Here is a 22,882-nt window from a genome sequence, read left to right as displayed (position 1 = left end):
GCCCCCCGGCCCCGCCCGGCGGGTCCTGCCGGAGGCGCGGCGGTTCCTGGGGCGGCGCAAGCGGGTGCTGCTGGGGCTCGGCGGCTGGTCGTTGCTGGAGGCCGCGCAGACCTTCCTCGGCGGCTACGGCGTGGCCCGCGCCCTCGACGACGGGTTCCTGGCGGGACGGCCCGGTGCCGGGCTGGGCTGGCTGGCCGTCGCGGCCGTGACGATCGTCGTCGGCGGGTCGGCCATGGGCGGAGTGTTCCGCGGGCTGGCCGACCTCGTCGAACCCCTCCGCGACGGGCTGGTGCGCCGGGTGGTGTCGAGGTCGCTGCGGGAGGCGGTGACCGGCTCCGCGCCGGCGGACAGCGCCGTGGTCTCCCGGCTGACCCACCAGACGGAGCTGGCCCGCGACAGCTTCGCGGGCCTGGTCCTGGTGGCCCGGTCCTTCGTCTTCACCGCCGCCGGCGCACTGCTCGGCCTGGCCTCCCTCGCGCCGCTCCTGCTGCTGGTCGTCGTGCCGCCGCTGGTGCTGGGGCTGGGCCTGTTCGTGGCGACCTTGGCGCCGATGGCCGCCCGCCAGCAGGACTTCCTCGGCGCGGACGAGCGCCTGTCCACCGAGTTCGGCGCACTCGCCGGGGGGCTGCGCGACGTGGTGGCGTGCGGCGCCGAACGGCGGGCGGCCGACCGGACGGGTGCCCTCGTCGACGCCGAGGTACGGGCGGCCCGCTCGCTGGCCGGCTGGGCGGCGGTGCGGTCCCTGGCGCTCGGCGTGGCCGGGCAGCTGCCGGTGGTGCTGCTGCTCGTCGCCGCGCCCTGGCTGCTCGACCGGGGGCTGACGGCCGGTGAACTGCTCGGCGCGCTCACCTATCTGATGCAGGCGCTGCTGCCCGCCCTGCACACCCTGATGAACGCGCTCGGGGCCTCCGGGACCCGGCTGCTGGTGGTGCTCGACCGCCTCACGTCCGGCGCGGAGGGCGACGGGATGCCGCCGCCGGCGCCGGTGACGGCCCCCGCGCCCCCGCCGCGCGTCGAACTGCGGTCGGTGACCTTCGCCTACGGTCCGCGCGCCCAGCCCGTCGTACGCGACCTCGACCTCGTGGTGGAGCCCGGCGAGCACCTGGTCGTGGTCGGGCCCAGCGGCATCGGCAAGTCCACGCTGACGGCACTGGTCGCCGGGATGCTCGTACCGGACCGGGGCGAGGTGCGCGTCGCCGGGGAGCCCGTGGGCGCGAGCACGGGACGGCGCGTGCTGATCCCGCAGCAGGCGTACGTGTTCACCGGCACCCTCCGCGAGAACCTCCTCTATCTCCGGCCGGGCGGGGCGGGTGAGGCGGAGGTGGCGGCCTCGGTGTCGGCGGTGGGCCTGGACGAGCTGGCGGAACGGCTGGGCGGGCCGGACGCCGAACTCGACCCCGCCGCGCTGTCGCAGGGGGAACGGCAGCTCATCGCGCTGGGCCGGGCGCATCTGTCCCCGGCCCCGCTCGTCCTGCTGGACGAGGCGACCTGCCATCTGGACCCGGTCGCGGAGGCCCGCGCCGAGCGCGCCTTCGCCGCCCGGCCCGGCACGCTGATCGTGGTGGCCCATCGGATCAGCTCCGCACGCCGGGCCGACCGGGTGCTGGTGATGGACGGCGCCCGCGCCGTCTGCGGGCGCCATCACGAACTGCTCGGTTCCTCGGCCCTCTACCGGGATCTGGTGGGGCGCTGGCACGCGGGAACGGCCTGAGCCGGTGACCGGCCCGCCCGTGCCGTACGGGCGGGCCGGCCACCGCCCTCACACCCAGCCCGCCCCTCGCGAGATGCGGATGGCGTCGACGCGGTTGCGGGCCCCCGTCTTGCGGGTGATCGCCGCCAGGTAGTTGCGCACGGTCCCGTTCGAGAGGTGCAGACTCCGGGCGATCTCCCCGATGGAGGCGCCCTCCGCGGCGAGCGAGAGCACGCTCAGCTCCCGTTTGGTCAGCGGGATCTCGGAGGCGGCCAGGAAGCCGAAGCCCAGGGACTCGTCGATGTACTGCTCGCCCTTCGCCACCCGCCTTATGCCTTCCACCAAGCGGTCAGGAGAAGCGTTTTTGCTCAAGTACCCCAGGGCCCTCTCCTCGAACGCCCGGCGCAGCGTCCCCGGCCGCTCCGCCGACGCCAGGGCCAGCAGGGCCGATGTGCCGCCCCCCACGCAACATCGGGCCGACAGTTCCCGCAGGACCCGTGAGCCCTCCGGGTCGTGGCTGTCCATGTCGACCACGCACACATCGGGCAGCTGCGTCCGGGACGTGGTCACGGCGCGCTGCCAGGACGCCGACGAGACCTCCAGATCCGGCTCTCTGCCGATGCATGCCGCCAGTGCCGCGCGCAGCAGATAGGTGTCGTGCACTAGAAGCACCCGGATCACGTCCCCCGCCCTCCCCGCTTCCGGTGCGGCGGGCGCTGCACCGGTCACGCCGATAAGTCATACCGGCGTCTGCCACGGTCGCGGGTGCGGATAACTGACCTCCGGGGGGCGCAAGGGCGCACGTTTCTCGCCATGCGCGCCCCAAGTTCACTCGAACGCGCCCCCCGGAATCTCTTGCGTTTCCTTAACGGGTGAGCGTGATCAGCCGGCAGACCGTTTCGATGTCGATCCGCACCTGGGCGATGGACGCGCGCCCCGACAGCCAGGTGATCAGCGCCGAGTGCCAGGTGTGCTCGATGACGCGGACGGCCGAGAGCTGCTCGGGAGTGGGCGGCCCGCCGGGCCCCATCGCGTCCAGGATGATCGCCGTGGTGAGCCGGGAGACCGTGTCGACCTCGGCGCTCACCGATCGGTCGGCGAAGGTGAGGGCGCGCACCATCGCGTCGGCCAGGTGCGGCTCGCGCTGCATCGCGCGGAAGGCCCGCATCAGGGTCTGTGCCACGCGCGCCGCCGGGTCCTCCTCCGTCGGCGGGCGCTTGCGCAGCGTCTCGTGCAGCTGCTGGAGCTGGTCCTCCATCGTGGCGACCAGCAGATGGACCTTGGAGGGGAAGTAGCGGTAGAGCGTGCCGAGGGCGACGCTGGAGGACTCGGCGACCTCCCGCATCTGCACGGCGTCGAAGCCGCCGCGGATCGCCAGCCGGGTGGTGGCGTCCAGGATCCGGCGGCGCCGGGCCTCCTGACGCTCGGTCAGGGCGACGGCGGACGTGACGGGCGCGGCCGGAGCGGTCGCCGACTTGGATTCCGTAGTCATATGTCCCATTCCGTGGCAATCCATCCAGCGGTGTCTGTGCGGCCCGGACGGCACAGCATGGCAGGGGCCGGGTCGTGGCGCGAATCACCCGATCCGGTCCTGCCGGCCGTTTCCCCGGCCGGTAGATTCAAGGCTTCCGGACGACCCAGTCTGAAACTTGTTCTAGATTAGCGCGACCGGTTACGCTCCGGCGGGAACAGCAGCGAGAAGGAGGCCGGGAGTGACCGCTGAGGCCACGGAGGCAGCACTCGCGCGAGAGGGCGGCCTCCTGGACGGGGACACCGACCGCCCGCTGCGGATCGCGCTGCTCACGTACAAGGGGAACCCGTTCTGCGGCGGTCAGGGCGTGTACGTACGCCACCTCTCCCGCGAACTCGCCCGCCTCGGCCACAGCGTCGAGGTCATCGGCGCCCAGCCGTACCCCGTCGTCGACGAGGGCGTCACCCTCACCGAGCTCCCGAGCCTCGACCTCTACCGCCAGCCGGATCCCTTCCGCACGCCCCGACCGGGCGAGTACCGCGACTGGATCGACGCGCTGGAGGTCGCCACGATGTGGACCGGCGGCTTCCCCGAGCCGCTCACGTTCAGCCTGCGCGCGCGCCGTCACCTCGCCGCACGGCGCGGCCGGTTCGACGTCGTGCACGACAACCAGACGCTCGGCTACGGGCTCCTCGGCGGCCCCACCGCGCTGGGCGCGCCGCTCGTCACCACGATCCACCACCCCATCACCGTCGACCGGCGCCTGGACCTCGCCGCCGCGCCCGACTGGAAGCGCCGCGCCTCCGTGCGCCGCTGGTACGGCTTCACCCGCATGCAGAAGCGGGTGGCCCGGCGGCTGCCGTCCGTGCTGACCGTCTCCGGCTCCTCGCGCCAGGAGATCGTCGACCACCTCGGCGTCGAGGCCGGGCGGGTCCACGTCGTCCACATCGGCGCCGACACCGACCTCTTCTCCCCGGACCCCTCCGTCGCGGAGGTGCCCGGCCGCATCGTCACCACCTCCAGCGCCGACGTCCCGCTCAAGGGCCTGGTCCACCTGGTCGAGGCGCTCGCCACGGTGCGCGCCGGCAACCCCGCCGCCCACCTCGTGGTCGTCGGCCGGCGCGCCGAGAACGGACCGGTCGCCGCGGCGATCGAGCGGTACGGGCTCGAAGGCGCCGTCGAGTTCGTCAAGGGCATCACCGACGCGGAACTGGTCGACCTGGTGCGCTCGGCGCAGATCGCGTGCGTGCCCTCGCTGTACGAGGGCTTCTCCCTGCCGGCGGCGGAGGCCATGGCCACGGGCACGCCGTTGGTGGCCACCACCGGCGGCGCGATCCCGGAGGTCGCCGGCCCCGACGGCGAGACCTGCCTGGCCGTACCGCCGGGCGACGCGCCCGCGCTGGCCGCGGCGCTCTCCCGGCTGCTGGCCGACCCGGACCTGCGCACCCGGCTCGGCGCGGCGGGCCGCCGCCGTGTGCTGGCCCGCTTCACGTGGCGTCAGGCGGCGATCGGCACGGTGGAGCGCTACCGCGAGGCGATGGCCCTGGCGGGTGGCGGTGCGGGTGCCCTCGCGGGCGGCGGTGCGGCCGGCCGGCCGTCCGGCAGGCGCGACTAGTGGGCCCCGTGGCCACGACGGGGCATGCCGCCGGCTCGACGCGGCCGCACACCATGGGAACCACCCCGGCCCGGCACCGCCGGGCAACTCCGCCGTGGTGGCCCGCCGTCGCGGCGGAGAGAGTTTCCGCCCGCGAGGGTGAGGACGCGGACGGCGGATTCCGGTGGTGCCGGACCGGCCGTCACGGCCGTGGTGTCCCGTCGCTGCCGGGCCCGTGGCCCGCCGCCGCGACGGACGGGGCTTCCGGCCGTTCTTCCCACCGCGACGGCGAGGACACGGACGGCGGACCCGGCGGTGCCGAACCGACCATGTCTCCTCACCCCGGGCCGGGCGCAGCCCACCCCGTACCGGGCGCACCCTTGACCGAGCCGGGCGCAGCCCATACCCCTTTCCCGCCGGACGAAAGCAAGGACCCGTGCTGACCGTCGATTTCTCCCGCTTCCCGCTCGCCGCAGGCGACCGCGTCCTCGATCTGGGGTGCGGCGCGGGCCGGCACGCCTTCGAGTGCTACCGGCGCGGAGCGCGGGTCGTCGCCCTCGACCGCAACGCCGAGGAGATACGCGAGGTCGCCAAGTGGTTCGCCGCCATGGAGGAGGCCGGTGAGGCGCCGGCCGGTGCCACGGCCACCGCCATGGAGGGCGACGCCCTCGCCCTGCCCTTCCCCGACGAGAGCTTCGACGTCGTCATCATCTCCGAGGTCATGGAGCACATCCCCGACGACAAGGGCGTGCTCGCGGAGATGGTCCGCGTCCTCAAGCCCGGCGGCCGCATCGCCGTCACCGTGCCGCGCTACGGGCCCGAGAAGGTCTGCTGGGCGCTCTCGGACGCGTACCACGAGGTGGAGGGCGGCCACATCCGCATCTACCGGGGCGACGAACTCCTCGACCGGATGCGTGAGGCCGGCCTGGAGCCGTACGGCACCCACCACGCGCACGGCCTGCACAGCCCGTACTGGTGGCTCAAGTGCGCCTTCGGCGTCGACAACGACAAGGCGCTGCCGGTCCGCGCATACCACAAGCTGCTGGTCTGGGACATCATGAAGAAGCCCAAGGCCACCCGGATCGCCGAGCAGATCCTGAACCCCGTCATCGGCAAGAGCTTCGTCGCCTACGCGACCAAGCCGCAGCTCGGTGAGGCGGCCGCCAAGTGACCACCTACAGCCGCGGCCCCGGCCGCACCGAGCGCCTCGTCCTGCCCGGCGTGCTCACCGCCGACCAGGCCGTCCGGACCGTGGCGGCCGTCGCCGCCGTGCAGCGCGAGGACGGCGCCATACCGTGGTTCCGGGGCCACCACCTCGACCCGTGGGACCACATCGAGGCCGCCATGGCCCTGGACGCCGCCGGCGAGCACGCCCGCGCGGAGGTCGCCTACCGCTGGCTCGCCGACCACCAGAACCCCGACGGCTCCTGGTACGCCGCCTACGCCGACGGTGCCGCCGACGAGCCCACCGACCGCGGCCGGGAGACCAACTTCGTCGCCTACGTCGCCGTCGGCGTCTGGCACCACTACCTCTCCACCGGGGACGACGCCTTCCTCGACCGCATGTGGCCGACCGTCTTCGCCGCCGTGGAGTTCGTCCTCCAGCTCCAGCAGGCCGGCGGCCAGATCGGCTGGAAGCGGGAGGAGGACGGCACGGACGTCACCGACGCCCTGCTCACCGGCTCCTCCTCCATCCACCAGGCGCTGCGCTGCGCCCTCGCCATCGCCGAGCACCGCGAGGAGCCCCAGCCCGACTGGGAGCTGGCGACCGGCCTGCTGGCGCACGCGATCCGCCACCACCCCGAGCGGTTCCTCGACAAGAGCCACTACTCCATGGACTGGTACTACCCGGTCCTCGGCGGCGCGCTCACCGGCGCGGCGGCCAAGGAGCGCATCGAGGAGGGCTGGGACCGCTTCGTGGTGCCCGGCCTCGGCGTGCGCTGCGTCCTGCCCAACCCGTGGGTGACCGGCGGCGAGAGCTGCGAACTGGCCCTCGCGCTGTGGGTGATGGGCGAGTCCGACCGGGCCGTGGAGATCCTCCAGTCGATCCAGCACCTGCGGGCCGAGAACGGCATGTACTGGACCGGCTACGTCTTCGACGACGACGCCGTCTGGCCGGAGGAGCTCACCGCCTGGACGGCGGGCTCCCTGTTGCTGGCCGCGGCGGCGCTCGGCGGCGACGAGGCGACGACGGCCGTCTTCGGCGGCGAACGCCTGCCCTCCGGGCTGGAGCCGGACTGCTGCGGGAACTGACGGCGCGACCGGAACGCCTCGTCGCACAAAGGGCGTTGTCAGTGGCGGGTCCTACAGTGACGTCATGACCAAGCTGAGCCATGACCGCTACTGTTCCGAGGTCGTCCGGCAGACGGAGCTGCTCCGCTCCGCGCTGCGCGGGGCCGACCTCACCGCCGCCGTGCCCACGTGTCCCGAGTGGACGCTGGCCCACCTCCTGCTGCACCTCGGCCAGGCCCACCGGTACGCCGAGGGGCTCGTACGGACGAGGACCACCGAGTTCGAGGTGCCGGCCGGCGTCGGGGGCCCCCCGGTGCCCGGGCCGGGCGACCCGGCGCTCGACGCCGGTGTCGCCGCCTTCGACGCCTGGCTCGCCGAGGGTGCCGAGACCGTGGCGAAGACCCTGCGCGAGGCGGGGCCCGACTCCCCGGCGTGGACGTTCGGCGCGACGCAGACCGCCTCCTTCTGGGCCCGCCGGATGACGCACGAGACGGTGATGCACCGCGCCGACGCCGAGGGCACCACCGGCGTGGAGTTCGCCGTCGCCCAGGACGTCGCGGCGGACTGCGTCGACGAATGGCTGGAGATCATCGGCAGCCCGATGGCCATGGAGTACAACCCGAAGTACAAGGAGCTCCTCGGCCCCGGCCGCACCCTGCACCTGCACGCCACGGACACCCCGCCGGAGCTCGACGCGGAATGGTTCGTCGACTTCAGCGGCGAGCGCGTCGAATGGCGCCGCGCCCATGCCAAGGCGGCCGTCGCCCTGCGCGGCCCCCTCACCGACGTGCTGAGCGTCTTCTACCGGCGCCGGCCCGCCGACACCGACCGGGTCGAGATCGTCGGCGACCGGGAGCTGCTGGACTTCTGGCTGGAGCGCACCAGCTTCTGAGGGGGCGTCGGGGGCGGATGAGAGCATTGTGGTCATGACGGCCATACCCCGACCTTCCGTACGGCGTCGTACGGCGGCGCGCCGCCGCCCGGTGCGGTGCGCGCTGCTGGCCACCGCGCTGCTGCTCGTCACCTCCTGCACCGGCGGCTCGGACGGGACGGACGGAAAGGCGGGCGCGGCCGGCGCCGGCGACCCGCTCTTCCCCCGCCTGGGCAACGGCGGTTACGACGTCACGCACTACGGCCTGACGCTCGACTACACCCCCGACGCCAACCGCCTGCGCGCCACCGCCGTGCTCACCGCGCGGGCCACGCAGGAGCTCGGTGCCTTCAACCTCGACCTCAAGGGGCTGCGGGTGCGCTCCGCCCGCGTCGACGGCGAGCCCGCCCGCACCGCGAGGAAGGGCAGCGAGCTGACGGTCACCCCCCGCGCCGCGCTGGAGCGGGGACACGAGTTCGAGACGGTGATCGTCTACGAAGGGGTGCCGAAGGAGATCACCGACGCGGACGGCGAATCCGTCGAGGGCTGGGTCGAGACCGACGACGGCGCGGCCGCGCTCGGCCAGCCGACGGGCTCGATGGCCTGGTTCCCCGGCAACCACCACCCCTCCGACAAGGCGACCTACGACATCACCGTCACCGTGCCCACCGGATACACGGCCGTCGCCAACGGTGAGCTCCGGCGCAAGGAAGAGCGGGACGGCCGGACGACCTTCTCCTGGCACAACGGCGAGCCGATGGCGAGCTATCTGGCGAGCGTCGCGGTCAACGAGTTCGAGGTGACCACCGGCAGGGCGGGCGAGCTGCCGCTCTACATCGCCGCCCACCCCAAGGAGGCCGCGGCCGGGCGGAAGATGGCGAAGCTGCTGCCCGAGATCCTCCCCTGGGCGTCCGGCCTCTTCGGCCCGTACCCCTTCTCCTCCGCCGGTGCCGTCATCGACCACAACAACTACGTCGACTACGCCCTGGAGACCCAGACCAAGCCGTACTTCGACTCCGCGCCGACCGACGAGATCGTGGTGCACGAGCTCGCCCACCAATGGTTCGGAAACTCCGTCACCCCCCGCACCTGGCGCGACATGTGGCTGAACGAGAGCTGGGCGCAGTACGCCGAGTGGCTGTGGGAGGAGAAGCGGGGCGGGCGCACCGTCCAGCGGATCTTCGACGACTTCTACGACGGCAAGGACGACGAGAGCCCCGGCATCTGGGCCTTCCCGCCCGCCTCCCCGACCCCGGAGACGGTCTCCGACCCGCCGGTCTACGGCCGGGGCGCGATGGTGCTGCACAAGGTGCGCCGGGCCGTCGGCGACGACACCTTCTTCGCCATCGCGCGGACCTGGGCGGCGGACCACCGCCACGGCAACGCCGACACGGCCCAGTTCATCGCGCTGTGCGAGAAGAAGTCGGGCAAGGACCTGGGCGCACTCTTCGACACGTGGCTCTTCGGCAAGGGCAGGCCGGCCGAGCGCTGAGCCCGCGCGGGCGGCTGCGGGCCGTGTCGTGTGCACCACCGCTGCGCGGTGGTGTCCTCAAGCGCCGGACGGGCTTGTTTCGGCTGAGCCCAGCCACAATCAGCCTGTCCGGCGATTGAGGACGCGCCCGCAGGGCGCTCGCCGCCGCAGGCGGCAAAGACGGCCCGCAGCCGAAGATCCGCCGGACACCGGCTACGCGTTGAGCTCGGCCAGCACCCGCAACGTGACCGGGTCGGGCGCCGCGACCAGCAGATCGGTCACGGGGCCCGCCCGCCACAGCTCCAGGCGTTCTGCGATCCGCTCGCGCGGCCCGACGAGCGAGATCTCGTCGGCGAAGCCGTCCGGCACCGCCTCGACGGCCTCCTCCCGCCGCCCGGCTAGGAACAGCTCCTGCACCCGCCGCGCCTCCTCGGCGAAGCCCATCCGCGCCATCAGCGCGGCATGGAAGTTGCGGCCGGCGTGCCCCATGCCCCCGATGTAGAGGCCGAGCATCGCCTTCACCGGCCGCAGCCCCTCCGCGACGTCGTCGCAGACCCGCGCCTGTGCCACGGGAGCGACGACGAACCCCTCGGCGGCCCCGGCCAGCGCGGTCGCGTACGGCTCCGTACGCATCGGCGACCAGTACAGCGGCAGCCAGCCGTCGGCGATCCGCACGGTCTGGGCGATGTTCCGCGGCCCCTCGGCGCCGAGCAGCACCGGCAGCCCGGGGCGCAGCGGATGGACGATGGACTTGAGCGGCTTGCCCAGGCCGGTGGCGCCGGGCCCACGATAGGGCAGGGGGTGGTAGCGGCCGTCCAGGGTCACCGGCGCCTCGCGGCGCAGCACCTGGCGGACCACGTCCACGTACTCGCGCGTCGCCGTCAGCGGACTCTCCGGGAACGGCCGCCCGTACCAGCCCTCCACCACCTGCGGTCCCGACAGCCCCAGGCCGAGCAGCATCCGCCCGCCCGAGAGGTGGTCGAGGGTGAGCGCGTGCATCGCGGTGGCCGCCGGGGCGCGGGCGGCCATCTGCGCCACCGCCGTACCGAGCCGGATGCGCCGGGTGTGCGCGGCGATCCAGGTGAGCGTGGTGAAGACGTCCGAACCCCAGGACTCGGCCGTCCACACCGAGTCGTAGCCGAGCCGCTCCGCCTCCCGGACGAGACCCAGGTGCCGCGGATCGGGGCCGCGGCCCCAGTAGCCGAGCGCGAGACCGAGTCGCATGCCGCCCCCTGCCGTCCGTCAGCGCATAACTGACGCGTCGTCAACTCATTGACGGTACGGGCGCGGCCGCCGCCCGGGCAAGACGACGGCCCGCCGGGAGAACCCCGGCGGGCCGTCGTCGCGAAGCGTCGTGCGTCAGCCGCGCTGGATGCCCGTGGTGTCCTGGAGCACACCACGACGCCCGTCCTGCGTCTGGGCGACGATCGCCTGGCCGCGCTGCTCCACGGCGAGGTACCACGTGCCGGGCGCGAGCTCGGCGACCGGGGTCGGCGAACCGTCCTCGGCGTAGAGCGGACGCGCCACCGGAACCGCGAACCAGAACGGGGCGAAGTCGGCGGCCGGGGCCTCCGGCTGGGCCGCGCCCTGCTGCGGAGCCGGCGCGGGCGCGCCGCCCGCGTTCGGGTCCTGCTGCGCCTGCGGCTGCGCGGGCTGGCCGTACTGCTGCTGCGGCTGGCCGTACGGGCCCGGGGCACCGGGCTGCATGCCGCCCGGACCGGGGTAGCCGTAGCCCGGGTTGGGGCCGGCGCCGTACGGGGACGGGGCCTGCGGACCGGGGGCACCGACGAGCGGGGCCTTCAGGGCCGGGGTGCGCGGGGTGAGCACGGCCACCGAGGCGAGTGCCAGCGTGGCGATCAGACCGAGGATCTGGCCGACGCCCGGGTCCACCCGCTCCCCGCCGCCGAGGATCGTCCACACCGAGGACCACGCGGCGAACACCGAGAGCGCGATGCCCCACTGGTCCAGGCTCAGCCCGACGAGCTTGCGGCCCTCGGGCTGGAAACGCGCGGCGACGATGAGGGCGGCGGCGATGATCCCGGCGAGGAAGATCGACGGCAGGACGGGGAAGAGTCCGGACTTCCAGCCGTTCGGCTCCGACGGGCAGCCGATGGACCCGCAGTCGTACGAGTAGAAGTTGAGGAACGAGGCGATGAACAGCAACACCGCTGCTCCGATCACCACGCCGTCGCCTCGAGTGAGGGAGCGGATGTTCACCTAAAATCCTTTGTCAGTGTTGATCAGTATCGTCGCTGTCGCCGGTACGCGAGATGCGGGGGCGCGGGGGTGGCCCCCCATCGTACGGGTGAACCTATCGCCCGCACGGGCGGGGCGTCTCCTTCGTATCACCCTCGTGACATGCCGGTGGCCTGCCGGTACGGACGCCCGTTACCCGCCGAGGAAGTCCGCGATACCGTCCGCGATCCCCTGCGCCGCCTTCTCGCGCCAATCGGCGTCGGTGAGATGACCGGCGTCCTGCGGATCGCGCATATTGCCGCATTCGATGAATACCTTGGGCACGGTGGAGAGATTGAGCCCGCCCAGATCCCCGCGGGTATCGAGGCCCGTTCCGCCGCCGATGTAATTGGACGGCCCGCTTCCGGTGTCGCGGACGAAGTAGCCCGCGATCCGCTCGCCCAGCGCCTTCGACGGCCCCACGATCCGTGAGGTGTCCGCGGCGCCGCCCTTCACCTGGGCGGGCAGGATCACGTGGAAGCCGCGGTTGCCGACGGCCGAGCCGTCCGCGTGCACGGAGACCGCGGCGTCGGCACGCGCCTTGTTGCCGATCTCGGCGCGCTCGGTCACGCACGGCCCCCACTCCCGGTCGCCGTCGTGGGTCAGGGTGACCTTCGCGCCCTGCTTCCGCAGGATGTCCCGGATGCGGTGGGCGACGTCGAGGCTGAACTCCGCCTCGGCGTAACCGGCGTCCGTGGAGGTGCCGGTGGTGTCGCACTCCTTGCGGCCGGTGCCGATGTCGACGGACCGGTTGATCTCGGCGGTGTGCCGGCTGTTGCGGATGTTGTGCCCGGGGTCGACGACGACGGTCTTGCCGCTGAGCGGGCCGGTGGCGGCAGGGGCGCCGGGGGAGGGCTCGGCCGCCGGGCTGTGTGTGGCGCCGGTGGCCGGTGAGCGGGTCGGTTCGACGGTCGGCTTCGGCTTCGGGTGCGGCGCGGAGGGCGACGAGCGGGTCGAGGAGGACGCCGCCACCGGGCGCTTGGCACCGTCGTCCGAGCCGCCGTCGCCGTCCCACAGCAGCCAGCCCGCGAGGCCGGCGGGCACCAGCACCGCCAGCCCGACGGCGAGTGGAGTGCCGCCCAAGCGGCGGGGCACGCGGGGAAAGCTGCCTTTGGACACCCGGCGATGCTAACGCCGCTCCTCAGATCCCGATGCCGGTACGTCGCAGAACGTGCAGCGAACGCGTCACCGAGACCTCGGTGAACGCACCGGACTCCAGTGCCCTGCGGTACACCCGGTACGGGGCCTGGCCGCCGTCCGCCGGGTCGGCGAACACGTCGTGGATGACGAGCAGGCCGTCCGGCGCGACGTGCGGCGCCCACCCCTCGTAGTCGGCGCTCGCGTGCTCGTCGGTGTGCCCGCCGTCGATGAACACCAGCCCGAGCGGCCGCCCCCACACGGCCGCGACCTGGGGCGACCGCCCCACGACCGCGATCACGTGCTCCTCCAGACCGGCCTCGTGGAGCGTCCGCCGGAACGTCGGCAGCGTGTCCATGCGCCCCACGACCGGGTCGACGACGGAGGTGTCGTGGTACTCCCAGCCCGGCTGCTGCTCCTCGCTGCCGCGGTGGTGATCGACGGTCACGGCCACGGTGCCCGCGTCCCGCGCGGCGGCGGCGAGCAGGATCGTCGACCGCCCGCAGTACGTGCCCACTTCCAGCAGGGGCAGCCCGAGCGCGGCCGCCTCCTCGGCGGCGGCGTGGAGGGCGAGCCCCTCGTCGACCGGCATGAAGCCCTTGGCCGCCTCGAAGGCGGCGAGTATCTGGGGCTGCGGGGCCATGGGTCCTCCGGACGGGTTCGAATGTGCTGGTGGGGGCTCATGTTGCCGTATCGCCTGCGGCGGGCTGGGGGGCGGGTTCCCGGAAAGGAAGGGCGGGCTCGTACAGCCGAGCGCTGCGGCACGAATGTGCGAGAGCTCGCTGGAGCGAGTGAAAGGGTGCGTGCAGCATCCATTCAGTGGGGATTATCCGGCTGTAACAGGGTGGGAACGGGTCTTCGCGGGAATGTCATTCCTCTTCTGTTTCAGTCGGTGAATCCCGGGCGCGGGGGGCGTGGTGGACAAGCGATACGCGGCCTTCTGTCTGGCCGACCGACATTTCTACGAGCACCCGGAACGGGCCCGGGCAGGAACCGCCTTGGGCGGCGGCCTCTTCGAAGCCGCCCGGCGGCCGGTGCCCGAGGGGTGGCGGACGGACCGGAAAGGGGACTGGCACTGCCTGACGCCCCAAGGCGACGTACTCCCACGGCAGGGATGGAAGATCCACGTGTCCGTGTGCCCGGCGGACGCGGAGAAGAGGGCCGCCCAGGTATGGGAGTACTGCGTCCCCAGGGCGATCCCCTTCAAGTTCGTCGCGAGCGGGCCGCTGCTGTTCCTGCGCAACGCCAAGTACGCCGACCGCGCGTCCAGCGGCAAGTTCGCCACTCTCTACCCGGCCGACGACGACCAACTGCACCGCGTCCTGCGGGAGCTGGGAGACCTCCTGGAGGGTGAGCCGGGCCCGGCCATCCTGAGCGACCTGCGGTGGAACGACGGTCCGCTGTACGTGCGGTACGGGGGATTCGTACGGCGATACTGCGACGACGACATCGGCAGGCGGGTGCTCGCCATCGAGGACGATCAGGGGCGTCTGGTCCCGGACCGCCGGGAGCCGGTCCTGCGGACGCCGCCGTGGGCGCCGGTGCCCGCCTTCCTCGCACCACACCTCGCCGCCCGGTCCGCCGTGACCCTCGCCGGGCTGCTGCCGTACGCGCTCGAAGCCCCCCTGCACTTCTCCAACGGGGGAGGCGTGTACACAGGAGTCGACCGGCGCACCGGCGAGAAGGTGGTCCTCAAGGAGGCTCGGCTCCACGCGGGGCTGGCCGCCGACGGCTCCGACGCGGTGACCCGGCTGGAGCGCGAGAAGGCAGCACTCGAAAAGTTGTCGGGGCTCGACATGGCGCCGGGTGTGCGGGACTGGCTCACCCTGGGGGACCACCGGTTCCTGGTCATGGACTTCCTGCCGGGCCGGCCGCTCAACTCCGCGCTCGTCAGCCGGTACCCGCTCGTCACCGCCGACCCCGACCCGGCGGATGTCGCCGAGTACACCCGGTGGGCACTGGACACGCACGCGGCCGTCGAGAGGGCCGTGACAGCGGTGAACTCGCGCGGCGTCGTCTTCAACGACCTCCACCTCTTCAACATCATGGTCGGCCCCGACGAGCGCTCGGTCGCCCTGCTCGACTTCGAGGCCGCGACGGACGTCGGCGAACCACGGCGACGCACTGTCGCCCACCCCTCCTTCATCGCTCCCGCCGACCGCGTCGGCGCCGACGCCGACCGGTACGCCCTCGCCTGTCTGCGTCTGGCCCTCTTCCTGCCCCTGACCGCCCTGCTGGGCATCGACCGACGCGCGGCCGGGGACTTGGCGCGGGTGGTGGCCGAGCAGTTCCCCGATGTACCGGCCGCGTTCCTGGACGAGGCGGTCGCCGAGATCACCCGGGGCGTCCCCGCCCGCCGGCCCGCACCGTCACGGATCCGGCCCGAAGAGGACTGGCAGGGCTGCCGGGACTCCCTGGCCGGCGCGATTCTCGCCTCGGCCACGCCCGGGCGGGACGACCGGCTCTTCCCCGGCGACATCGCCCAGTTCGGTGAGGGCGGTGGCCTCGGGCTCGCCCACGGCGCCGCCGGGGTCCTCCACGCCCTGGCCGAAACCGGCGCCGGGCGCTTCGAGGACGGTGAGCGGTGGCTGGTGGACCACAGCGCGGACCCACCGGCCGGAACCCCGCTCGGGCTGTACGACGGGCTGCTCGGCGTCGCCTACGCCCTCGACCGGCTCGGCCACGTCCGGCCGGCCCTGGGCATCGTCGAACGCGTCATGACCCAGGACTGGAAACACCTGGGGCCCGACCTGTTCGGCGGCCTCGCGGGCATGGGCCTCGTCCTCGACCACTTCGCGCGGAACACCGGCGCATCGTCCTTGCGGGAGAGGGCGCAGGACGTCCTCCGGCTCATCGCCGACCACCTGACCACCTCACGGCCCTTCGCCGGCACCGGTCTGATGGGCGGGGCGAGCGGCCCCGCCCTGCTGTTCCTGCGCGCGTACGAGCACACCGGCGACGCCGGACTGCTCGACCTGGCCGCCACGGCGCTGCGACGTGATCTCGAACGCTGCGTGACCGATGCCGAAGGCGCCATGCGCGTCGACGAGGGCCACCGGCTGATGCCGTACATCGACGGTGGCGGCGTCGGCATCGGCATGGTCCTCGACGCGTACCTGGCGCATCGCACGGACGCGGACTTCGCGCGTGCGCGCGCCGCCATCACCCGGTCCGCCATGAGTCGCTTCTATGCGCAACCCGGCCTCTTCCGTGGCCGGGCGGGCATGATCCTGCACCTCGGCCGCACCACCACTCCCGGCGTCGGCCGCCAACGGATCACCGACCAGGCCAACGCTCTGATGTGGCACGCCGTACCGCACGCCGGCCGGCCGGCCTTCCCCGGCGAGCAGCTCATGCGCCTGTCGATGGACCTCGCCACCGGAACCGCCGGATGCCTGCTCGCACTCGGCGCGGCCCTGCACGACCGGCCCGTCGGGCTGCCCTTTCTCCCGCCCCTGCCGCGGGAACACGTACCGGCCCCGACCCGGGGCCGCAGCGCCGGCGCCGAGCCGGCCCAGCCGTCCCCCCACGAAAGGTCCCTGTCATGACCACGATCGACCACGGCACGACCCTGCTCGACCTGCAAGGCATCACGCCGACCAGGCATGCCGAAACACCCGCGGTACCTCTGGGCGAGAACACCATGTCCATCGGCAACAGCGATATCAGCACCGTGTTTTGCGACGAGACCGAGGCCGTGTAGGGCCTCCCCGCCGCGTCACCCGCTGCTTCGGAAGACTCTTCGCGATCCCCGAAGCAGCGGCCCCCGCGCGTCCGCCCGCACGGCGAGGGAAGCGTCACAACCACCCGTTCTGCCGCGCGGCCCGCACCGCTTCCATCCGGTTCCGCGTCCCCGTCTTCCCGATCGCCGCCGACAAGTAATTCCGCACCGTCGCGGGCGACAGGCACACCTTCGCCGCGATGTCCGCCACCGTCGCCCCGTCCACCGCCGCCGCCAGTACGTCGCGCTCCCGCTGTGTCAGCGGGTTCGGGCCCGCGCTCAGCGCGGCCGCGGCCAGCGCCGGGTCGATGACGCGCTCACCCGCCAGCACCCGCCGGATCGCCGCGGCCAGGTCCTCGACCGGGCCGTCCTTGACCAGGAATCCGGAGGCCCCGGCCTCCATCGCGCGGCGCAGATAGCCCGGCCGTCCGAACGTCGTGAGGATCAGCACCCGGCAGTCGGGCAGCCGCGTGCGCAGGTCGGCGGCGGCGTCCAGGCCGCTGCGGCCCGGGAGTTCGATGTCGAGGAGGGCGATGTCGGGGCGGGTCTCCAGAGCCTCGGGCAGGATCCGGTCGCCGTCGCCGACCTGGGCGACGATCTCCATGTCCTCTTCCAGGCCGAGCAGCAGCGCGAGCGCCCCGCGCATCATGCCCTGGTCCTCGGCGAGCAGCAGCCGGATCATTTCTGGAGTTCCTCCTCGGTGTCCGAGTCCACGGGCAGTTCGGCCACGAGCCGGAAGCCCCGGCGCCCGTCGGGACCGGTGGTCAGTGAGCCGCCCGCGACGGCCAGCCGTTCCGTGAGCCCCTTCAGGCCCGTACCGCCCGTGCTCGTAGCGCCCGGTGCCGAGCCTACGCCGCACCCGTTGTCGGTGATCTCCAGGCGTACTTGGTCGGTCTCGCCGCGGACCTCGACCACGCAGCGGGTCGCGGCGCTGTGCCGGACGACGTTGGTGACGCCCTCGCGTACGACCCAGCCGAGCAGCGCCGCGGTCTGCGGTGGCAGCGGCGGGCCGGACTGGCGCAGGTCGGCCTCGATGCCGGAGGCGTCCAGGAGGGAGCGGGCCCGGTCGAGTTCGGTGGTGAGGCTGCCCTCGCGGTAGCCGGTGACGGCCTCGCGGATCTCGGTGAGGGCCTGACGGCCGACGGCCTCGATGTCGGCGGCCTGGCCCAGGGCGGCGTCCAGGTCGCGGGGCGCGAGGCGGCGCACTGCCTCGGCCTTGACGACTATCACGGACATGGTGTGGCCCAAGAGGTCGTGCAGGTCGCGGGAGAAGCGCAGCCGCTCGCGCTCGACCGCGCCGCGGGCGAGCTCCTCGCGGGTCTCGCGGAGCGTGGCGACGGTCGAGAAGAGGGTGAGGATCGCGGCGGTGACGAGGCCGGACAGCATGGTGCCGTAGCCGACGATCAGGGAGTCCTGGGGGCCGCCGCGGAATCCTGCGATGACGCCGGCGGAACCGGAGAGCGCGATGACCACGATGCCGAGGCGGCGGCCGGGCCCGCGCAACACGATGCCGCAGGCGAGCGACAGCAGGGGGAAGCACAGCAGCCAGTCGCCGCCGTAGCCGATGGACAGCGCGTACGTGACCGCGGCCAGGCCGCCCAGGCACAGGCGGGTGGGCAGGGTCTGCCGGCGCCGCTCGTCGAGGCCGGTGACGACCGTGGCGGCATAGAGGGCGGCGAAGGCGAGCACGCCCGTGCCCGCCAGCCACGGCCGGGCCACGTCGCCCCGGAAGAGGTCCTGCACCTCCCCGGTGAGCATGAAGAGCCAAGGCAGGAAGGCCATCTTGCCCGGCGGTTTGTGCCGCGCGAATCCGTCCGTGCTGTCGTTCATGGAACCGAGCCTAGGCAACCGCCGATGAGCTGGGCAGATACGAGTGTGGGCGGATGACCGTGACATTTGTCCCGGGCGCCTGACGAGCCGTCAGGTGATGTCTTCCGCGGCCTTCCCACCCCTGGGGCGATCGGCTATACATGGGACACCGGATCGGCTGGAACGCGTTCCAGGGCGAACGTGTGCGGGCCGGCCCACAGCGACCCCGGTGCGGGCGGCGGTGCGGACGGCCGGGTCGGGGTCTTCACCACGCGCGAAGGAGCCCGATGCCCATCGACGCAGCGCAGGCGGTCGCCGCCGAGCCCCGCAGCACCACCCTGACCTGGAACCACAAGGACGTACTCCTCTACCACCTGGGCATCGGCGCGGGCACCCCGGCGACCGACCCCGCCGAGCTCCGCTACACCCTGGAGAGCCGGCTCCAGGTGCTGCCCAGCTTCGCCACCGTCGTGGGCGGCAGCCTGACCCTGGCCGGCGGCCTCTCCGTACCCGGCATCGACGTCGACCTCGCCGCGGTGCTGCACGGCGGCCAGACCGTCGCCCTCCAGCGGCCGATCCCGGTGCGCGGCTCCGCCACCGCCACCTCGCGCGTCTCCGCCGTCCACGACAAGGGGAAGGCCGCCGTCATCGTGATGCGCTCGGACGTCGCCGACGCCGAGGGGCCGCTGTGGAGCGCCGAGAGCGAGATCTACGTCAAGGGGGCGGGCGGCTTCGGCGGCGAACGCGGCACGGCCGCCCGGCTCGACGCTCCCCACGGCCCGCCCCACCTCACCGTCGAGCGCCGGATCCGCGAGGACCAGGCCCTGCTCTACCGCCTCTCCGGCGACTGGAACCCCCTGCACGCCGACCCCGCGTTCGCCGCGAAAGCCGGCTTCGACCGGCCCATCCTGCACGGCCTGTGCTCGTACGGCATCGCGCTGAAGGCCGTCGTGGACACCGCGCTCGACGGCGACGTCGCCCGCGTCCGCTCGTACTCCACCCGCTTCACGGGCATCGCCCTGCCCGGCGAGACCCTGCGCGTGCGGATGTGGCGCGAGAGCCCGGCGCCCGGCCGGATCCAGGTGACCGTGACCGCCGTCGACCGCGCCGACGCACCCGTCCTCGGCGACACGGTCGTCACCCACGACTGAAGCGACACGGTCGTCACCCACGACCGGAGCGACACGGCTGTCACCTACGACCGAAGCGACACGGCCGTTCCCCACGACCGAAGAGACCTGGACCGTTCCGCACGCCGAGGAGGCGCACCATGCGCGCAGCCATACAGCACGAGACAGGACAGGACAAGCTCGAAGTCCTCGACGATGTCGAGGCCGTGGGGTTCGGCCCGGGCAAGGTGCGGCTGCGCATGCGCGCCGGCGGGCTGTGCCACTCCGACCTCTCCGCGATGAGCGGCGTGCTGCCGCAGCCCGCACCCTTCGTCCCCGGGCACGAGGGCGCCGGCGAGGTCGTCGACGTCGGCGAAGGGGTCGCGGACCTACGGCCCGGCGACCGAGTCCTGGTCTGCTGGCTGCCCTCCTGCGGCAGCTGTCCGTCCTGCCGGCGCGGCCAGAGCCAGCTGTGCCTGGCCGGCTTCATGAACGCCGGCACACCCAACTTCCGGCGCGCCGGAAGCGACGTCTTCGGCTTCGCCGGCACCGGCACGTTCGCCGAGGAGATCGTCGTCGGCGCCGGCTGCGCCGTGCCCATCCCCGACGACGTCCCCTACGACATCGCCGCGCTCATCGGCTGCGGCGTCACCACCGGCCTGGGCGCGGCACTCAACACCGCCCACGTGGCCGCCGGCTCCTCCGTCGCCGTCATCGGCTGCGGCGGCGTGGGCATCTGCGCCGTCCAAGGCGCACGGGCCGCCGGCGCCGCGCAGATCGTCGCCGTCGACCCTGTCGCCTCCCGGCGCGAGGCCGCCCTGCGCTTCGGCGCCACGGAGGCGGTCGCCCCCGACGCGCTCGGCGACGCCCGCGCCCGCATCACCGGCGGCGAGGGCTTCGACTACGTCTTCGAGGTCGTGGGCACCTCCGCCACCGCGCGCGCCGCGTACGAGGCGACCCGGCGCGGCGGCACGCTGTGCGTCGTCGGGGCCGGCGCCATGGACGACCTCTTCCAGGTCAGCATGTTCGAGCTGTTCTTCGACGAGAAGCGGATCCTGCCGTCGCTGTACGGCGGCGGTGACGTCCTGCGCTCGTACGAACGCGCCATCGCCCTGTGGCGGGCCGGCCGGATCGACCTCGCCGGCCTGATCACCCACCGGGTTCCGCTCGCCGGCATCAACGACGCCCTCGACCAGATGCGGACCGGGGACGCGCTGCGCACCTGCGTCGAGATCTGAGCACCGGCCCGCGGAAGAAGGTCGGAGAAGGAGTTGGAGAAGGAGGGGACAGCCCCATGCCGTCACCGCAGCCCCTGCGGGGCCGCACCGCGATCGTCACCGGCGCCGGCCGGGGCCTGGGCCGGGCCGAGGCCTTGGAACTGGCCCGGCTCGGCGCCCACGTCATCGTCAACGACTACGGGCAGCCGGGCCGCGACGGCACCGGCGAAGCCTCCGCCGCGCCCGCCGAGGAGGTCGCCGCCGAGATCCGGGCCGCCGGCGGCCTGGCCACCGCGCACCTCGGCGACGTGGCCGACATCGAGCAGGCCCGCGAGCTCGTACGGCTGGCCGTCGACACGGGCGGCACGCTCGACGTCCTCGTCAACAACGCAGGCATCCTGCGCGACCGCATGGTCTTCTCCATGACCGAGGACGAGTGGGACTCGGTGATCAGGGTGCACCTCAAGGGCCACTTCGCCACCACGCGCTTCGCCGCCGAGCACTGGCGGGAACGGGCCAAGGCCACCGGCCGCCCCGTCCTCGGACGGATCGTCAACACCTCCTCGGAGGCGTTCCTGGCCGGTTCGGCCGGCCAGCCCAACTACGCCGCCGCCAAGGGCGGCATCGTCGGCCTCACCCTCTCCACGGCGGAGGCGCTGCGCCGGTACGGGGTCACGGCGAACGTCATCTGCCCCCGGGCGCGGACCCGGATGACCGAGGACGTCTTCGCCGGACTCGCGGAGCCCGCCGACGGCGGGCTCGACCCGCTCGACCCGGCGCACGTGGCGCCGCTGGTCGGCTATCTGGCCTCACCCGCCGCCGCGGGGATCAGCGGACAGCTCTTCGTGGTGCACGGCGGCATGGTCGCCGTCGTGGAACGTCCCAGGATCGCGGTGAAGTTCGACGCGGCCGAGGGCGTCTTCGGCGTGGAGGAGCTGGACGAGCTGCTGACCCCTTATTACGCGGGCCGTCCGCCGCACGAGACGTTCGCGGCGGTGGAGGTGCTGGGCCTGAAACGGGGCTGAATGAATGAACGAAGCGGGCTGGAATCGGCTGGGCCCAGCCGATTCCAGCCTGTCCGGGGGCACCTCCCAGCGGTAGCTGGGGGAGTTCGAGGACGCGCCCGCAGGGCGCCCGCCGCCGCAGGCGGCAAAGCCGGCCCGCAGCCGAAGACCGCCTAGCGGTGGTCCCCCGTGCGGCGGTGCTTGCCCTGGGCGGGGCTGCTGGTGTTTTCCGGGGAGGCCGGGCCGCGGTGCCTGCCGGCGCCGGCGGCTGCGGCCTGGGCGGACGCCTCATGGTGGCGCGCCTCGGTCGTGTCGGTACGGGCTTCGGGCATGGGAAAAGTCACTCCGTGGGATGGGCTGGCGGACGTGGCACGTCGGGGCCGCGGCGGTGGCGCACGGCGTCGACGGGCGTCAACCCGCTTCCCGCGCACGGCCGTTCGTGTCACCGTCGGTGCCCGTCCGGCACGGCTGCGCAGCCCCCGCCAGATTCTAACGGGACCTTGATCGCCTAGCCACCCGGTCCGTCGGCGAGTCGCCGTCCGTCCGCCGTCCGCGCGTCCGCGCCCGTCATGGCCGAGGACCGCGGTCGAGGGGTGCCTGCTGCAGCGGGACCGGACGCGAGGACGGCTCCGGCCGGCCTCCGAGCGGCTCGCACTCCCGCGCGGCGTCCCTGGCGGCCACCGACCACGCCCCCGGCATCGCCGCCGGCCGGCCGGGATCCGCGCTGGGCGGCACCGCCGTCCACACCCCGGCCGTAACCGGCGGCCGCTCGGGGGGCGCGACGGGCGCGGGGGCAGGAGGGGGAGCGGCGGCCGGGACGGCGGCAGGGGGAACCGGAGCGAGTGCGGAGGCCGGCGGGGGAGCCGGAGCGGGGACGGAAGCCGGCATGGCGTGCGTGGGGGCCGGGTTGGGCGCGGGGGCCGGTGCGGTGGGCGCCGGAATCGGAGTGGTCGTGAAGGCCGGTGTGGTGGGTGCGGGGATCCGGGTCGGCAGCGGGGCGGCCGGGGTGGTCGGGGTCCCGGGTGCCGGTGGGGCTGGTGCGGTGGGCGCCGGAATCGGAGTGGTCGTGAAGGCCGGTGCGGCGGGCGCGGGGATCCGGGTCGGCAGCGGGGCGGCCGGGGTGGCGGGGGTCCCGGGTGCCGGTGGGGCTGGTGCGGTGGGCGCCGGAATCGGAGTGGTCGTGAAGGCCGGTGCGGCGGGCGCGGGGATCCGGGTCGGCAGCGGGGCGGCCGGGGTAGCCGGGGTCGCGGGAGCCGGTGGGGCCGGTACGGCGGGCGGGGGAATCGGAGTGGTCGCGAAGACCGGTGCGGCGGGCGCGGGG

21 protein-coding genes are annotated in these 22,882 nt (G+C 73.6%); 12 read left to right on the top strand and 9 right to left on the bottom strand.

Annotated elements, in window-relative coordinates; translation table 11 throughout:
• Positions 1–1,711: ATP-binding cassette domain-containing protein (locus J7E86_RS27115; protein WP_374223867.1), on the top strand; the 1,711-nt coding region annotated here is incomplete at its 5' end.
• 48 nt (positions 1,712–1,759) lie between these two features.
• Here the strand turns inward: J7E86_RS27115 and J7E86_RS27110 are convergent.
• Positions 1,760–2,371, bottom strand: a complete 612-nt coding sequence (locus J7E86_RS27110; protein WP_215085230.1) for a response regulator transcription factor — start codon at positions 2,369–2,371, stop codon at positions 1,760–1,762.
• A 184-nt stretch (positions 2,372–2,555) separates the two neighbouring features.
• Entirely contained in the window at positions 2,556–3,182 is a 627-nt protein-coding gene (locus J7E86_RS27105) for a TetR family transcriptional regulator (RefSeq protein ID WP_215085223.1), read from the bottom strand.
• 220 nt (positions 3,183–3,402) lie between these two features.
• On the opposite strand from J7E86_RS27105, the gene J7E86_RS27100 reads away from it, so the two are divergent.
• The 5 genes from J7E86_RS27100 to J7E86_RS27080 all read left to right on the top strand — a co-directional run bounded on the left by J7E86_RS27100 (position 3,403) and on the right by J7E86_RS27080 (position 9,350).
• Positions 3,403–4,776, top strand: coding sequence for a glycosyltransferase family 4 protein (locus tag J7E86_RS27100; RefSeq protein WP_374223866.1), 1,374 nt, complete (start codon positions 3,403–3,405; stop codon positions 4,774–4,776).
• Positions 4,777–5,191: 415 nt separating this feature from the next.
• A complete protein-coding gene (locus J7E86_RS27095; RefSeq protein WP_215085221.1) occupies positions 5,192–5,926 on the top strand; it encodes a class I SAM-dependent methyltransferase in 735 nt (244 codons plus the stop codon).
• Positions 5,923–7,008 carry a prenyltransferase gene (locus J7E86_RS27090; RefSeq protein WP_215085219.1) on the top strand — a complete coding sequence of 362 codons (1,086 nt, stop codon included), beginning with the start codon at positions 5,923–5,925 and terminating at the stop codon, positions 7,006–7,008. The genes J7E86_RS27095 and J7E86_RS27090 overlap by 4 nt, the downstream gene beginning before the upstream one ends.
• Before the next feature lie 64 nt (positions 7,009–7,072).
• A complete protein-coding gene (locus tag J7E86_RS27085) occupies positions 7,073–7,879 on the top strand; it encodes a maleylpyruvate isomerase N-terminal domain-containing protein (protein ID WP_215085217.1) in 807 nt (268 codons plus the stop codon).
• A 34-nt stretch (positions 7,880–7,913) separates the two neighbouring features.
• Complete coding sequence (locus tag J7E86_RS27080; RefSeq protein WP_215085215.1) at positions 7,914–9,350, top strand: M1 family metallopeptidase; 1,437 nt, start codon at positions 7,914–7,916, stop codon at positions 9,348–9,350.
• Positions 9,351–9,542: 192 nt separating this feature from the next.
• On the opposite strand, the gene J7E86_RS27075 is transcribed toward J7E86_RS27080, so the two are convergent.
• From J7E86_RS27075 to J7E86_RS27060, 4 genes are all read right to left on the bottom strand, one after another.
• Positions 9,543–10,553 (bottom strand): LLM class F420-dependent oxidoreductase, encoded by a 1,011-nt coding sequence (locus J7E86_RS27075; RefSeq protein WP_215085213.1) that lies wholly within the window; start codon positions 10,551–10,553, stop codon positions 9,543–9,545.
• A 135-nt stretch (positions 10,554–10,688) separates the two neighbouring features.
• On the bottom strand, positions 10,689–11,546 hold the full coding sequence (locus J7E86_RS27070) for a hypothetical protein (RefSeq protein WP_215085211.1): 858 nt from the start codon (positions 11,544–11,546) through the stop codon (positions 10,689–10,691).
• A 171-nt stretch (positions 11,547–11,717) separates the two neighbouring features.
• On the bottom strand, positions 11,718–12,683 hold the full coding sequence (locus J7E86_RS27065) for an N-acetylmuramoyl-L-alanine amidase (RefSeq protein WP_308312740.1): 966 nt from the start codon (positions 12,681–12,683) through the stop codon (positions 11,718–11,720).
• Positions 12,684–12,705: 22 nt separating this feature from the next.
• Complete coding sequence (locus J7E86_RS27060) at positions 12,706–13,344, bottom strand: class I SAM-dependent methyltransferase (protein ID WP_215085209.1); 639 nt, start codon at positions 13,342–13,344, stop codon at positions 12,706–12,708.
• 274 nt (positions 13,345–13,618) lie between these two features.
• On the opposite strand from J7E86_RS27060, the gene lanKC reads away from it, so the two are divergent.
• Positions 13,619–16,249 (top strand): class III lanthionine synthetase LanKC, encoded by a 2,631-nt coding sequence (lanKC, locus tag J7E86_RS27055; RefSeq protein WP_215085224.1) that lies wholly within the window; start codon positions 13,619–13,621, stop codon positions 16,247–16,249.
• Entirely contained in the window at positions 16,246–16,404 is a 159-nt protein-coding gene (locus J7E86_RS27050) for a hypothetical protein (protein WP_215085207.1), read from the top strand. Before lanKC ends, J7E86_RS27050 begins: the two co-directional genes overlap by 4 nt.
• Before the next feature lie 94 nt (positions 16,405–16,498).
• On the opposite strand, the gene J7E86_RS27045 is transcribed toward J7E86_RS27050, so the two are convergent.
• Positions 16,499–17,104 (bottom strand): DNA-binding response regulator, encoded by a 606-nt coding sequence (locus J7E86_RS27045; RefSeq protein WP_215085205.1) that lies wholly within the window; start codon positions 17,102–17,104, stop codon positions 16,499–16,501.
• Positions 17,101–18,252, bottom strand: a complete 1,152-nt coding sequence (locus J7E86_RS27040) for a sensor histidine kinase (protein WP_251019752.1) — start codon at positions 18,250–18,252, stop codon at positions 17,101–17,103. Before J7E86_RS27040 ends, J7E86_RS27045 begins: the two co-directional genes overlap by 4 nt.
• A 266-nt stretch (positions 18,253–18,518) precedes the next feature.
• Between J7E86_RS27040 and J7E86_RS27035 the strand changes: the two genes are divergently transcribed.
• The 3 genes from J7E86_RS27035 to J7E86_RS27025 all read left to right on the top strand — a co-directional run bounded on the left by J7E86_RS27035 (position 18,519) and on the right by J7E86_RS27025 (position 21,582).
• On the top strand, positions 18,519–19,382 hold the full coding sequence (locus tag J7E86_RS27035) for a MaoC/PaaZ C-terminal domain-containing protein (protein ID WP_215085201.1): 864 nt from the start codon (positions 18,519–18,521) through the stop codon (positions 19,380–19,382).
• A 119-nt stretch (positions 19,383–19,501) separates the two neighbouring features.
• The gene (locus J7E86_RS27030; protein WP_215085199.1) at positions 19,502–20,578 is read left to right on the top strand and encodes a Zn-dependent alcohol dehydrogenase; all 1,077 of its coding nucleotides are present in this window, start codon (positions 19,502–19,504) and stop codon (positions 20,576–20,578) included.
• Between the two features lie 56 nt (positions 20,579–20,634).
• The gene (locus J7E86_RS27025) at positions 20,635–21,582 is read left to right on the top strand and encodes a 3-oxoacyl-ACP reductase (protein ID WP_215085197.1); all 948 of its coding nucleotides are present in this window, start codon (positions 20,635–20,637) and stop codon (positions 21,580–21,582) included.
• Positions 21,583–21,734: 152 nt separating this feature from the next.
• Here the strand turns inward: J7E86_RS27025 and J7E86_RS27020 are convergent, their stop codons facing one another.
• Positions 21,735–21,893, bottom strand: coding sequence for a hypothetical protein (locus J7E86_RS27020; protein ID WP_215085195.1), 159 nt, complete (start codon positions 21,891–21,893; stop codon positions 21,735–21,737).
• A gap of 554 nt (positions 21,894–22,447) precedes the next feature.
• Here J7E86_RS27020 and J7E86_RS27015 point away from each other — a divergent pair.
• Positions 22,448–22,882: hypothetical protein (locus tag J7E86_RS27015; protein ID WP_215085193.1), on the top strand; the 435-nt coding region annotated here is incomplete at its 3' end.

It is taken from the genome of Streptomyces sp. ISL-11, from assembly GCF_018614525.1.
Lineage (GTDB): Bacteria > Actinomycetota > Actinomycetes > Streptomycetales > Streptomycetaceae > Streptomyces.
Note: the sequence above shows the minus strand (reverse complement) of the source record. Positions and strands in the feature narration are given on the sequence as shown.